The 14,283-nt window shown below is 44.7% G+C and carries 13 protein-coding genes; 4 read left to right on the top strand and 9 right to left on the bottom strand.

Features of this window, described 5'->3' with window-relative positions; genetic code table 11:
* Window positions 1–235: 235 nt before the first annotated feature.
* Both sucC and QQL36_RS34350 read left to right on the top strand, forming a co-directional pair.
* Complete coding sequence (gene sucC, locus QQL36_RS34345; protein WP_083721575.1) at window positions 236–1,447, top strand: ADP-forming succinate--CoA ligase subunit beta; 1,212 nt, start codon at window positions 236–238, stop codon at window positions 1,445–1,447.
* A 323-nt stretch (window positions 1,448–1,770) separates the two neighbouring features.
* Window positions 1,771–2,769 (top strand): DUF4407 domain-containing protein, encoded by a 999-nt coding sequence (locus QQL36_RS34350; RefSeq protein WP_083721576.1) that lies wholly within the window; start codon window positions 1,771–1,773, stop codon window positions 2,767–2,769.
* Here the strand turns inward: QQL36_RS34350 and QQL36_RS34355 are convergent.
* The 5 genes from QQL36_RS34355 to QQL36_RS34370 form a co-directional block, all read right to left on the bottom strand.
* Window positions 2,766–3,386 (bottom strand): SprT-like domain-containing protein, encoded by a 621-nt coding sequence (locus tag QQL36_RS34355; protein ID WP_083721577.1) that lies wholly within the window; start codon window positions 3,384–3,386, stop codon window positions 2,766–2,768. The genes QQL36_RS34350 and QQL36_RS34355 overlap by 4 nt on opposite strands.
* Before the next feature lie 6 nt (window positions 3,387–3,392).
* A complete protein-coding gene (locus QQL36_RS34360; protein WP_083721578.1) occupies window positions 3,393–3,779 on the bottom strand; it encodes a hypothetical protein in 387 nt (128 codons plus the stop codon).
* Window positions 3,772–4,014, bottom strand: coding sequence for an AtpZ/AtpI family protein (locus tag QQL36_RS35875; protein WP_083721579.1), 243 nt, complete (start codon window positions 4,012–4,014; stop codon window positions 3,772–3,774). The genes QQL36_RS34360 and QQL36_RS35875 overlap by 8 nt, the downstream gene beginning before the upstream one ends.
* The gene (locus QQL36_RS34365; protein WP_083721580.1) at window positions 3,959–4,420 is read right to left on the bottom strand and encodes a bactofilin family protein; all 462 of its coding nucleotides are present in this window, start codon (window positions 4,418–4,420) and stop codon (window positions 3,959–3,961) included. Before QQL36_RS34365 ends, QQL36_RS35875 begins: the two co-directional genes overlap by 56 nt.
* A gap of 166 nt (window positions 4,421–4,586) precedes the next feature.
* Window positions 4,587–4,991, bottom strand: coding sequence for a hypothetical protein (locus tag QQL36_RS34370; RefSeq protein WP_072361003.1), 405 nt, complete (start codon window positions 4,989–4,991; stop codon window positions 4,587–4,589).
* A 266-nt stretch (window positions 4,992–5,257) separates the two neighbouring features.
* On the opposite strand from QQL36_RS34370, the gene QQL36_RS34375 reads away from it, so the two are divergent.
* Together QQL36_RS34375 and QQL36_RS34380 are read left to right on the top strand one after the other, a co-directional pair.
* On the top strand, window positions 5,258–8,356 hold the full coding sequence (locus QQL36_RS34375) for a tetratricopeptide repeat protein (protein ID WP_083721581.1): 3,099 nt from the start codon (window positions 5,258–5,260) through the stop codon (window positions 8,354–8,356).
* A gap of 190 nt (window positions 8,357–8,546) precedes the next feature.
* Window positions 8,547–10,925 (top strand): transglycosylase domain-containing protein, encoded by a 2,379-nt coding sequence (locus QQL36_RS34380; RefSeq protein ID WP_083721582.1) that lies wholly within the window; start codon window positions 8,547–8,549, stop codon window positions 10,923–10,925.
* A gap of 50 nt (window positions 10,926–10,975) precedes the next feature.
* On the opposite strand, the gene QQL36_RS34385 is transcribed toward QQL36_RS34380, so the two are convergent.
* The 4 genes from QQL36_RS34385 to QQL36_RS34400 form a co-directional block, all read right to left on the bottom strand.
* Window positions 10,976–11,245, bottom strand: a complete 270-nt coding sequence (locus QQL36_RS34385) for a hypothetical protein (RefSeq protein WP_321568345.1) — start codon at window positions 11,243–11,245, stop codon at window positions 10,976–10,978.
* 62 nt (window positions 11,246–11,307) lie between these two features.
* On the bottom strand, window positions 11,308–12,234 hold the full coding sequence (locus QQL36_RS34390) for a M20/M25/M40 family metallo-hydrolase (RefSeq protein ID WP_321568346.1): 927 nt from the start codon (window positions 12,232–12,234) through the stop codon (window positions 11,308–11,310).
* 215 nt (window positions 12,235–12,449) lie between these two features.
* On the bottom strand, window positions 12,450–12,905 hold the full coding sequence (locus QQL36_RS34395; protein ID WP_321568347.1) for a cysteine peptidase family C39 domain-containing protein: 456 nt from the start codon (window positions 12,903–12,905) through the stop codon (window positions 12,450–12,452).
* A gap of 129 nt (window positions 12,906–13,034) precedes the next feature.
* Window positions 13,035–14,213 carry a lanthionine synthetase LanC family protein gene (locus tag QQL36_RS34400; protein ID WP_321568348.1) on the bottom strand — a complete coding sequence of 393 codons (1,179 nt, stop codon included), beginning with the start codon at window positions 14,211–14,213 and terminating at the stop codon, window positions 13,035–13,037.
* Window positions 14,214–14,283: the final 70 nt, after the last annotated feature.

The following is a 14,283-nucleotide window of genomic DNA, read 5'->3' on the forward strand; positions in this document are numbered from 1 at the left end:
TAAAAGGTTACGATCATTTTGAAACCGGGCCACATAGTGATTAACTGTATGATATCCAATGATTCGCACACAATCGGCTGACGGTAGTCAGAAACGGCTGTCAGGCCCTCTGTGGTGTTTTATGCTGATGGTTACCTTTTCGACAGGGTTGCGCAAAGTTATTTTTAAATTCACAAAACGCTAGGGTTTTATATTTAAATCATAATGCCCTATTTTAGCGGCAAATTTTTATCAGATGAACTTACATGAATACCAGGCTAAAGAACTGTTGAAGAAATACAATGTTCCGGTACAGGAAGGGATTCCGGTTGATACTCCGGAAGCGGCGGCTGAAGCGTACAAACAATTGAAGGTACAGTATGGTAATGAGTTTGCAGTGGTGAAGGCACAGATACATGCCGGTGGACGCGGTAAAGGAACCATTCGTGGTAAAGACCAGCGTGGTGTTGCTGTTGGTAAAAATGCGGAAGACGTAAAAACAATTGCCGGAAATATCCTTGGCGGCACCCTGGTAACCATCCAGACCGGAGAGGCCGGCAAACTGGTAAATAAAGTATTGGTGGCGCAGGACGTTTATTATCCTGGTCCTAACCCAATTAAAGAATTATACCTCTCTATCCTGCTGGATCGTGCAAAAGGTAAGAACGTGATCATGTACTCCACAGAAGGTGGTATGGACATCGAAGAGGTTGCTCACAAAACTCCTGAGAAGATCTTTAAGGAACTGGTTGAGCCAAACACTACCCTGCAGCCTTTCCAGGCTAGAAAAATCGCTTTCAACTTCGGTCTGAGCGGTGAAGCTTTCAAAAATATGGTGAAGTTTGTAACCAACCTGTACAATGCGTACGTAGGTCTGGATGCAGCTATGCTGGAAATCAACCCACTGTTCAAAACCAGCGATGAAAAGATCATTGCTGTTGACTGTAAATTAGGCCTGGATGACAACGCACTGATGCGTCATGCTGATCTGGAAGCACTGCGTGATATTTCTGAAGAAGATCCTACAGAAGTTGAAGCAGGTAAGTACAACCTGAACTTCGTGAAACTGGATGGTAACGTAGGTTGTATGGTGAATGGTGCTGGTCTGGCTATGGCGACTATGGATATGATCAAGCTGAGTGGTGGTGAGCCTGCAAACTTCCTGGACGTAGGGGGTACTGCAAATGCAACAACTGTAGAAGCTGGTTTCCGTATCATTCTGAAAGATCCTAAGGTAAAAGCAATCCTGATCAATATCTTCGGTGGTATCGTTCGTTGTGATCGTGTTGCACAGGGTGTAATCGATGCGTACAAATCAATTGGTAACATCACAGTTCCTATCATTGTACGTTTACAGGGTACTAACGCTGAAGAAGCGAAGAAACTGATTGAAGAAAGTGGTTTGACTGTACAGTCAGCTATTTTGCTGAGCGAAGCTGCTGCGCTGGTGAATAAGGCGGTGAGTTAATAATAATGACTAAATAGCAATAGCAAAGAAAGCCCCGGGTGAAAACCTGGGGCTTTCTTCGCTATAGACTATTGCTATTTGGTCATGCCAAATTTAAAGCTCGTCCCTTCAGGACGAGCTTTAAATTTGATAGCATGGTCGCGTGGGGAGCCTAACACTCCCGGTAATCACTCTCCTTACTCCACCTGATCACATTTTTGCCAACCCCCATCACATTTCCAATTTACCTTCCCAAAAATTCCCTACCTTCATTATCCATCCTCATACTACCTGAAAACCCGCAGGTGTACATCTTTTATTACCTATTAAATTCAGTCAAAACAATGAAACGCATTGGCGATTTCTTCCTGTTCTGCTCCGGTGCACACGTGCCCTTACTTCGGCGTGCACCTACGGAAACCAACAAATACGGAGGCATTGGGGCAACTATTTTCTTTACGGGTTTGCTGGCGGCCTTCTCCGGAGGCTATGCACTATGGAGTGTATTCGGTCAGCTTTGGTCTACCCTATTGTTCGGACTGATCTGGGGCCTGATGATCTTTAACTTAGACAGGTACATCGTATCGGGTATGAAAAAGCGTAACAAATTCAGCAGTGAGTTTTTAATGGCATTACCCCGTATCGTATTGGCTATCTTAATCGCGATCGTGATTTCAAAACCACTGGAACTACAGGTCTTTGGCAAGGAAATCAGGCAGGAACTCATCGTCATGGAACAACAGGTGTTCAAAACCCAGGAGGACAATGTGCTTGCCCGCTACAAACAACGCATGACTGAGCTGAATGGGGAAATCGCTCTTCTGGAACACGGCATTCAAACACAGGCGCTCCGCAGAGATACCCTGCAAAAAATTGCCCAGGAAGAAGCAGATGGTACCGGTGGCTCACGTGTTAAAAACCTTGGTCCTATCTACAAAGCCAAGAAAGCAGATGCTGACAGCGCAGGCATGGCACTGCAAAAGATCACCGCAGAAAACGGCGCGCTCATTGCCAGCAAAAGACAGGAACTGGCAGGTATCGATTCTACTTTCAAAGCAACAGTAGCACAACTGGACCGCACACACATCGATGGTCTCGCTTCTCAGCTGGATGCACTTGGTCATCTCACAGAAAGGAGTATCCCTGTCAGGTGGGCGAACTGGTTTATCACCTTATTGTTCATCACCATCGAAACAGCACCGGTATTTGTAAAACTCATCTCTCCCCGCGGACCATACGATGATCTGCTGGAGGCACATGAACATGCGTTCATCATTCACAGAAAAGAGACAATTGAAAAAAGAGAAAGAGAGTATGAAAACAGGATGATGGTGGTACGCTAAGCAGCGATGATCTCCACCTCGTAAACAGGGCTGAACAAATACATTCTTTTAGTCGCTACTTCTTCACAACGATAGCGCTTTCTGACTTTTTCACCTTTTCGGAATATCCTTCCATCCTTTGTTTTGAACAATTGATCCAGCGGCAACTGCTCCACCAGGTAATGATTCTCCTTCCGGCGATCATACCTGGTCAGCACCCGCATTAAGTCATCATCCGCACACGAGCTGGCAGCAGGATTCTGTATACTCTGCCTCAGGGCTCCCTCCACATCAGGTGGCAGATACCCTTTTCCCACAAACTGTCTGAGAATATTTGAAAACTGGTGCTTCCACTCCTTTCCATGCGAAGACACCCGGTTACCGTACAAATTGAAGGTAGTCAGGTGTGCCATTTCATGCAATAAAGTAATAAGAAATGCGTACTTATTCAGGTTGCCGTTGATACTGATGCGGTGCCCGCCCCGGGAATCGGGATGCCGGTAGTCACCCAGTATACTGGCCCTTTCGCGGGTAATAGTCAGGTGTACCTTAAATTCCTGGATATAAGTCAGCACCTGCTCAAAGGTTCCCTCGGGCAGGTAAGCCGATAATGCTTGCAGGGGATGTTCGTGCTTCACGACCGCTTACTTTTTCCTTTTCGTCAGCTGTTGCAGGCTTAAGGTCTCTATGACCGTATACACCACATACAGGAACATGAGTATGAAAATAGTCTCTTTGCTGGTATGAGCACGGTTTAGTACTACATAAACTGTAATACCCACCAGGCATAGCATCATTTTGCTAAGAGTAGAAGCATACACCCTGCGCACGAATGCATTGTTGTCGGCAGATGTAATGCCTTTGCGATTCATGCTGTAAGAAAGTCCGGTAATAGCGGCTAACGCCAGGTTGCCAATGAGTAGTACATTTATATGTAACCCTATTTCCAGCAACCGGGCATTTAAATAAATAAGCGCGCCATTCAATATGATAAAGAGGCCTATGAGCCTATAATAAAACCTGTCAGTCATTCCTGCGGGTATCTTTGATGATTTGCCACAAAATTACCGCTAATGCCAGTAAAGAAAAAATGATCATGAAAACAGGAATACGCCATCCCGTTCGCTGGTCAAGTTTATAACCGGCAAATACGGCCAATCCAAGGGAGGCCATCATCTGAAATGCAAGTCCAGCATACCGATAGAGTTGATTAGGCTTTTTCGGGAGCTTTTTCGGAAGCTTTTTCTGTGACAACGGATTTTCCATGCTTTTCTTTCTGGTTAGCTACTGCTGCTACGTCTTCTGGCTCCATATAGCAACGGCCATTGAACTTAGCAGTTGGTTCCATTTCAAAATGGGCAGTGTATAAATCTCCTTTTACAAGTGCATTACCTTTCAGGAACAGCAGGTCTTCTACCTTGACGATACCTGTTACCTTTCCGAGAATGTCTGCACTGTTACAAATGAGATCACCGGTGATTTCACCTTCTGGTCCTACGACAATCTTAGCTTTTGTAGAAACCAGACCGTTTACCTGGCCGTCAATACGAATGTCCCCTTCGCATACGATATCTCCCTGAATAGAAGTACCACTACCAATAATGTTTACATTGGAAGTAGGCATTACTGTTTTGCTCTCGCTTCTTGTGTTGCGGTTGTTGTTGCTAAACATAGGATTTAAGGTTTGTCAGCTTTTAACTGATTGTAAGATAGTTTTATTTATTTACGTATTATTAGTGCCTGCAAATCACCTCATATAAGAAGTTATTCACATTTTCTCCTAACGGTTGTTGTGTCCCATAGCGTATAAGGATGCTCTAATTTTTTAGTCTTCTACTTTAATAAGTACTGTTATCTACTTTTGGCACTTTCAAGGTGGTGGTGTCCAGCTTGCTGGTTGAAAAATCGCCACCGATTACCTGTTTGATATCGTCCAGATATTTGTCACGCGCGTTGATAGCGGTTTCCAGAGAGTCTGTGCGCATCTTGAGCCGAATAAACTCACGACGTTGTTTCAAATCTCCATAACCTGGAATATAGTAACGTAAAGGTGTAAATACAACGGTGGCTACGGTAATGGTTACCAGTAATACGAACAATGTGCTTAACGCAACGTATACACTCATCCTGGAGAGTTTGAAAGAGGTTACCTCTTCATAGGTATTGTCGTTCATGATCACCAGGCGGTATTTGTTGCCGACCTGTCCCACATTCCTGCCTTTTTTATCGCGCTTGTTAGCCATATCCGCAATAGAACTTGATATAATTTCTGATAATCAACCGGCTAAAGTTAAACATTTATATTATTTACTATGCAAAAAATTGCAATTTGCCTGAAAACAGGGAGAAAAGGTAATTGAGGTGGACGGGAGGAAATCGTTTGTATTCCGAACTATTACCAATTCGGGTTTCCAGTGAAAATCCTTATGAAAAATAATTATCCTATCTTTAAAAATAAAATTCCTAACATCTTAGTTATATATAGTTCAGCCTATACACCCTGGCATCCATGAATATTTGCAGATCATTTTATAAACATATATCATACACCGGCCTGGTATTATTTCTCTTATGCGTATCCAGCGTGCAAAAGGCACAGGCCCAGCGTAAGGACAGCACGAATGTGAATTCGCGCGGTACCACCCGGAATCCTCAGTCCCAGGCCCAGACAAAAACTATTCAAAGGCCCATAGGCCCTAAGCCAGATGACAGGCATCCACCCTCAGAAGACCTGGCTAAGAAGAAATGGACCATTAAGCGGAAACTGGTGCAAAATACCGTTTCGCGTTACAACTACTATTTCAATGCGAAGAAGAAACTGCGCCTGGTCACGCACAATGTAAGCCGTACCGGCCAGGACAACTATAACTACCTCCTCCCCTTTTACCCTTACAGTGCAGCAAATCAGGGCATCAGCAAAGGAGACCTCGACTCTGTCATTGAAAAGGCTTCTATCAATATCCAGATCCATGACCCACGCAGTAAATGGATGGATGATAGTTACCTGCTGATCGGTAAAGCCTACTTCTTCCAGGGAGAATGGGATAAGGCCAACCGTACTTTCAACTTTATCAATACCAATTACCTTCCTAAAAAGAAGAATGAATATAAATCAGTCGTAGGCTCTGTCGAAAAAGATCAGATTTCCATCGCCAGCCGTGAAAAGCGGAAACCTCCTATCGGTTGGTTCAAACACACCTTTGCCAGAAACGATGCCTTTGTATGGAATGCGAAAACCAAGATCGAAGAAAATAATTATGACGAAGCCCGCTCTATCATCAACGTGCTCGATCAGGATCCTTACTTCCCAAAACGACTGGATGGTGAACTGGCAGAAGTAAAAGCCTACAGCCTGTACAAACAGGGAAAATTCCAGGAAGCCATCGAACCCATGCAAATTGCAGAACATAAGAAGGTAAACAGGGATGAAAAGGCACGCATGGCCTACATCCTGGGTCAGTTGTACACCAACTACAACAAGCCGGATTCTGCCATCGCCATGTATTATCATGTGATCAAAACCAAGCCTGACCAGATGATGGAATTCCAGGCAAGAATTGCGATCAACAAACTGAAAGCCACCATGCCAGGCGGTTCGCTGGAACAAAGCCTTGCTACCCTGGCCAAGATGGCGAAGAAAGAAAAATACCAGAACTTCCGCGACGCAATTTATTATACCATGGCACAGCTGGTGCTGCCTACCGACAAGGAAGCAGCCCTCGGTTACCTGCGTGAGTCACTGAAAGCAAGCGCTCAAAGTCTGACGCCCAACCCCATGCAAAAGGCACTCACTTACAAACTGATTGCCGACATCTATTATGATCAGCGTACATATCGCTCAGCCAAGAGCTTCTACGACAGCACCGCTTCGGTGATGCCACTGGAATTCCAGGACTCGGCAGTAGTGAATAAACGTAAGAAAGTACTGACAGATGTAGCGGTGAGAATTGAGGCAATTCAGTTGCAGGACAGCTTACAACGCATTGCTGCCATGCCGGAAAGTGACCGGAAAATATTCTTAACGAAACTGTCGGTACAAATCCGTAAAGACGCCGAAGAGAACGCAAAGAAAGCGAGAGCTGATTCCGCTGCCGCCCTTGCCGAAGCCATGGCCAGCGCCAATACCAACAATCCGTTCAGCAACAACGGCATGAATACTAAAGCCGGGCAGAAAGCAGAAGCGGGTGACTGGTACTTCTATAATACTGCCAGCAAATCATCAGGTTTCCAGGAGTTTAAACGTAAATGGGGCAACCGTGGCAATAACGATAACTGGCGTCGTAGCCAGAACGGTGTCGTTGCCGTAAAAGAAAACCTGGAACCAGTGGATGAAAATGGCAATCCTATCAGCACCGATGGTCAGGCGAAAAAGAAAGCGACACCAGCGGACAGCACCACTGCCGAAACCCTGGCCGCCAACCTGCCACTGACACCAGACGAATTATTGAAATCCAACATCATCGCAGAAGAAGCCTTCTATGACCTGGGTAAACTATACAGCGACGGCCTGGATAATTTAGACCTGGGTATTGAAACATACGATACATTATTGAACAGATATCCACATCACCCGAACAAAACTGAGGTGATCTACTCCCTGTATATCTGGCATAATAAACTGAACCATACTGCTTTGGCCAACAGCTTCCGCCAGCAGATCATGAGCAACTACGGAGATTCCAAGTTTGCCAGCATTATCCGTTTCGGTGGCCTGAAGGATGAGAATATCGGTAAGAAAAAAGAGATCTCGTCTGCCTACGAGCATGTATATGGCGCATACCTGGATTGTAACTACGAAACAGCGTTGCGGATGAAGAAGGAAGCAGATTCCACTTTCGGTCTCAACTTTATGCAGCCGAAATTTGACCTGCTGGAAGCCATGATCATTGCGAAAATGGATACCTGTGAGTTTGGTAAACAACCACTTACAGCGGTAATGAACAAATACCAGAATGACGATCAGGTCTATGCAAGGTCCAAAGAACTGCTGGATGCGCTGGACAACCGCTCTGCGCTGGTTGTATACCTCTCCATGCTGGAAATAGAAAGGAAACCGGAAGCACCATTGCTGGATGAGGATGTAACCATGATCTATCCATGGCAGCGACCTCACCCGGAACTGAACAATGCTGAGTTAAAAACAGCCACGGCAGATTCAATCAAACTGGCAGCAGACAATGCAAAACTGAAAATTGCACCACTGCCACCACCCATGAAACCGAAGGTGATCTACAAACTGGTGGCAGACGCTCCTCACTTCGTCGTGATGTCATTTAATAAACTGACGAAGAAAGCAGTGGATGAATCAGTAGAAATCTTTACCAAATACAACAAGGAACATCATCCTGACATGAAGATCCAGGTGGGTAGTTATGTAATGAGTCAAACAGAAGTATTGTTGATATTCAGGCTGTTCGACAATGAAGACCGGGCGCTGGACTATTTTGATGAGATCAGGCTGGGTGCCGGAAAGCTCCTTCCGCAGATGCGACCTTCCGATTATACCATGTTCATCATTTCCAGGGACAACTTCATCCTGATGAATACCAGGAGAGATCTGGATGGATATAAAAAGTTCTTCGGAGACAACTATATAATAGAACAATAAGGGACATAAACTCAATGACGCTGGAAATCGCTTTTGCCGCTGGCAAAGGCGATTTTGCTAATGGGGAGGTAATAAAATTTTTTTTAATAGTTTTGTCTTGCTGTTACACCTGATTCCGGCAAAAAAGGCCCGTAAATTGCTATTACAGACGAGCTATGCGGGCTGACGCATTTATAATTCAAAATCTTGTATGAAAAAATCAGTTAAAATATTGTGGTTGACTGTGTTATCGCTGACGGGAGTGTTCATTTTGCTTTTATTGCTGATCAATTTCCGTATCATCGGCAACATGCCATCCATGGAGACCCTGGAAAACCCCAGGGCAGCCCTTGCCTCTGAAGTAATTGGGGATGACGGTACTATACTTGGTAAATATTACCAGGTAGACAGGTCCAGCTCTGATTATGATGAAATTTCCAGGAATGTGCTCAATGCACTGGTAGCTACCGAAGATGTACGCTTTTATGATCACTCTGGCATCGACCCATATGGTACGATGGCCATCCCTTTTTACCTCGCAATCGGTAAAAAGAGAGGTTCGAGTACGATCACCCAGCAGTTAGCGCTGAACCTGCAGGCGGATAATTCCGGTGTGCAGCGTTCTAAAAATATAATTGAAAGAGGTTTCCAGAAAATGCAGGAATGGCTGATTGCCGTAAAGCTGGAAAGAAACTTCACGAAAGAGGAAATCATTACCCTGTACCTGAACACCGTACCTTTCGGTGATAACGTATATGGTATTGAAAATGGCGCCCGCACATTCTTTAGTAAAGATGCCGGTCACCTTTCCATCGAAGAAGCTGCCACCCTGATCGGTATGCTGAAGGGTACCAATTTGTACAATCCCCGCAGAAATCCGAAAACAGCGCTGGATCGCCGTAACACGGTGATTGAGCTGATGGCGAAAAATAAATTCATTTCCAGCGCAGAAGAAGCGGCGGCGAAGAGCACGCCAATCGTACTGCGCTACAATAAGATAGACCATAACAAAGGTCTCGCTCCATACTTCCGCGAAGTACTGAGAGATGAACTGAAACAATGGTGTAAAGAGCATAAGAAATCTGACGGTTCTGAATATAACCTGTACCGTGATGGTCTGAGGATTTATACAACCATCAACCCACGTATGCAGTTATATGCTGAAGAAGCGGTAGATCATCACCTGAAAGACCTGCAAAAAGTATTTGCACAACAGGCAAATATTAAATCTGGTGCTGCATGGAAAGGTCATGAAAACTTCCTGGAGCGGTATATGAAAGAATCTGACCGCTATCAGAGTATGGTGGCTTCAGACATTCCAGAAGACGAAATTAAGAAGTCATTCAATACCCCTACCAAAATGAAAGTATTCTCCTGGAGGAGCTATACTGAGCCTGAGCTGAATGAGATCGATACGGTGATGACACCAATGGATTCTATCCGCTACATGCGTGCTATATTGCAGGCAGGTTTCATGGCGATGGACCCTGAGAGTGGAGAGGTGAAAGCATGGGTAGGCGGACCTGATTTCCGTTATTTCAAGAATGATCACGTATTAAAGAGCAAGCGCCAGGTAGGTTCTACATTCAAACCCTTCCTGTATTGCTATGCGATCATGAACGGCATGTCGCCGGCTACTTCATTACCGAATGAGCCAGTGACCTTCCCTAAATATAACTATACCCTGAGTCGTAACTCAGAAGGTAGCGTGGGTGGTATGATCTCTATGGCAGGGGCGCTGGCCAAGTCACTGAACCTGGTGTCAGCATACCTGATCAAGCAGTTAGGCCCTGCGGCAGTAGCGGACTTTGCGAATGAAAAGATCGGGTTCTCTGTGAAGATCCCTCCTTATCCTTCTATTTGTCTGGGTACACCGGAGATTCCGCTGTATGATATGTTGCAGGCGTATACCATGTTTGCAGCACGTGGTATCATCACCAAACCGATTTACATTACCCGTATAGAAGATAGAAATGGTAACATCCTGGAAACGACCGCACCGGTAAAACGTGAGGTGATCAGTGAGAATGAGTCTTATGTGATGACCAAGATGATGGAAGGAGTGACTGGTCCGGGTGGTACATCGGCACGTTTACGTTTCCGTTATGGTATTAAAGGACAGGTAGCTGGTAAGACAGGTACTACGAATGATAATACCGATGGTTGGTTTATGGGCTTTACACCACAGCTGCTGGCAGGTGCATGGGTAGGTTGTGAGAACAACTTCCTGCATTTCAGCACGACGGCTAATGGTCAGGGTGCGAATACAGGATTACCGATCTGGGCATATTTCTTCCAGAAATTATATGCAGATCCTACCTTGAAGATAGATCCGAATGCAACATTTGCGATTCCGGCATCAATAGATAGCCAGGATTACACGAATACGGACAAGAGCATGCCTCCGGGTGCAGAAGCGGTGGATCAGGGCAATGGTTCAGCAAGTGATTATGGTGGTGATGAACCTGCTATTGATGTGAGTAAATATGGAGAAAAGCCGGCAGAGAAACCTGCGGAAAAACCGAAGGAAGAGCCGAAGAAAGAGAATAATCAACCGGCACCGAAAGCGGTGTTTCCGAAAAATAATTAAATAAAACATTCATGAAAGAGGGAATTCACCAACAGGCATGAAACCTATTTTCAAAAAAAATAAAAACGCTTTTGTCTTTCGGCAAAAGCGTTTTTATTTGAGATTGTTATTATCTGAACTTGATCTAATTTGACTTTGCTATTATCTGAGCTTGCTATTAACTGAGCTTGTTCCAATTTGACTTTGCTATTATTTAAGCTTGTTATTAACTGAGCTTGTTCCAATTTGACTTTGCTATTATTTGAGCTTGTTATTAACTGAGCTTGTTCCAATTTGACTTTGCTATTATTTAAGCTTGTTATTAACTGAGCTTGTTCCAATTTGACTTTGCTGCTATTTGAGCTTGTTATTATCTGAGCTTGCTATTATTTAGGCTTCGTTTTTATTTGTCCGCTACGTAATGCAGCTCTTTGTACTTCATGGCATTATTGATCAACTGAATGGCCAGTTTAAGCACATCTGACTCCTCTTTTGCCTCTACCTTCTCTGCGGTATCAGTGGGCTTGTGATAGTCGTCATGGGGCCCTGTATGGAGGAAAATAACCGGTACTCCACTGATATAGAAATTATGGTGATCAGAAGGCCCTTTGCCTGCCCCATCAGTGAAGAACTTGATACCTGGCTGCGCTACACCTTTGAATACATCCGGCCACTCTTCCGCACTTGCATAACCGCCGATACCTAAACCGCGTTCTGCATTGTAACGGCCAATCATATCCATATTCAGCATAAAATGTACTTTCTCCAATGGAAATACAGGATGAGCTACATAGTACTTAGAACCCTGCAATCCCATCTCTTCACCACCAAAAGCGATGAACAGGAAATTGAATTGTTCCTTCTGTCCGTTCTTTACGAAATACCGGATAAATTCCAGTAAGCCGGCGATGCCGGAGGCATTGTCATCAGCTCCATAATGGATCTGTCCTTCCGGGTACTTTCCATCAAACAAATGTGCAGTACCGATATGGTCATAGTGAGCGCCGATGATAATCGTACGGGGGGCGCCGTTATCCAGGTATCCAATCACATTTCTGCTGGGAATATCATGATGTTCCTTGCGATCAAACGTAAAATCCTGGAAATAACTACTACCGTTTGCTGGTTGCAGGCCCAACTTTTTAAACTGTTTCTCCACCCATGCAGCCGCTTTTCTACCACCTTTTTCATCGGTACCACGGCCTTTTAACTTATCGGATGCCAGGTAGTTGACAGTGCTACGGATACGCGCTTCAGAAGGCATGTAATCCTGCGCAAAAGCATTCACAAAACAAGAGGTGCAGAACACCAACAATAACAATCGCTTCATTTAGGACATGATATATGATGAGACCAAAAAAAACAGCCCTTACTTTTGCATGCGAAGGGCTGTTTCCAATAATATAAGGTCAAAACTACGTGATAACATTTAAATGGGCATATCACAAATGTGCCATTTATAAAGTTAAATATGTATCACTATGAGGTTAATAAAAGCCCCCTCGCGCAGGAGGGGGCGATTGTACATTGTACAGCATATAGGGGTTAAAAATCAGGTGGAGAGGGATCCAGGTACAGCATAATGCCATATTCGCCGTCCTGTGTCCATCCTCTCAGAAAATCTAATTTGTCTAATGTGATCAGCCCAGCCGTAGGGTCGGAAATATAAACTTTGTCCCCCCTTATTTTATACACGACAATAAAACGGCGCTGATACCAGTACCCGATACAGGGTAACAGGTCAAGTGATAAAAGGTCAGCCAGAGAAACTTTTGCCCCCAAAGTACCAAAACCAATTTTCCCGGCGGCATCTCCGAGGTCCTGCAGCGGGCTGCCACTTTCAGCAGTCGCCCACAGTGACCTTACATATTCATGCGTAAGATTCTTTCCAAAGTGCGTACTTAATATATGCAAACAGGCAGGACCATCGTCCGTTTTGCCCTGCTGTTTACAGTGGGGAAATGGATGCTTTTTGCTCTGCGGAATCAGACTTTTGATCATATCCAGGAGTCTTTTTGCAGGTGATTGGGTTATTATCTCACAACGATGAAAGGCCGGCTATTTGTTTGGGTGTTCAGGTGCATGCACCTGAGGTCGAAAATAGTCTCCATTCGGTTTTTGTTTTAACTATTATAGAAGTAACAGATCGGTCCATGGAAGTTCTTCATTGATCAGGTGCCCCAACAAGACCAGTGCTACGCCTGGCAGGCCTTCCAGCATGAGGCTTTCGCGGCCTTTGAAGCTTTCTTCGTTCAGCACAACTTCCAATCTTTTCATTGTTTCATTGATCCAGTAATGCCATCCTTCCAGGTAACCTTCCTCATTACTATAACGGTATAACGAATAATAATACTGTGCTAACCCTGCGGTGCCATTCAGAAAGTAAATATCATCGATCTGCGTAGCTTCGCAGGTTCTGCGCATCAGTGAGCTACCGCCCACGAGATCCGCCATCTGCTTGAGGTTTTCGTCTTGTAAAGCAAAGGATGCCTTGTAAAAAAGAGATACCTGATTCAGATCTCCATAACACCATCCAAGACGGTTGTTATAGTTTTTTTGATCTTCTGCTTCACTGGTAGTGAGTGGGAAAAATGACCAGTCCTGTCCGATCAAGTCCACTTCGCGCAGGTGATGGCGTACAAAGCGGATGCCTTGTTGTAGCAGGTATCCAGTCTTTAGTGCGTCTATCTCTGCTTCATGCAATGCAGTCAGAACAGAGAAAAATCCTGCCTGTCCCTGCGATAAACTAAAGTTGATCTGCCCATTACCAAATAAGAAGATATTCCTGAACCAGACGCCATGTTTTGTCACTACACATTTATCGTACAACACACGGATGATCTCCCTGAGGTATATCGCTATTTTAGGCTGTGGCAGCCTATCTGTAAAGTACTTGATGATGCCAAACGCACCGTGCAGATAATCCTGTTTATCATCTTTGATCAGTTGTAAAGCCTGATGGTAGAGATAGTCGTCATATCCGGCCAGTTCCTCATCTATGTCTATATTCAAAAGGCCGTCTTTGTACAGGAGGTTGATCACACTGGTAAGGCCGCAGATACCGGTTGCCAGCGAAGGCCCATCCAGTTCAAGGGTTCCTTTATTCATATGATCCAATACCTCGTCGAGCAGCGCATATGTCTTATCTAAATAAGTATTGTCTCTGTACCCCTGCCATAAGGAATGATAGTACACGATCAGGCCCAGCTTACCTCCGCTCATCAGGGTGTCATTATCAACGGTCTGCTGATCTATGAGCTGATGAAGCTGTGAGATGAGGCTCTCCACTTTTACCGGTTCCTGTACCATTCCTGAATGCTTTTAACAAACTTATAAAGTATGCGGGGGGTAAGGAAAAAAGATACACGGATGTAGGTTT

Source organism: Chitinophaga sp. LS1 (assembly GCF_034274695.1).
Classification (GTDB): Bacteria; Bacteroidota; Bacteroidia; order Chitinophagales; family Chitinophagaceae; genus Chitinophaga.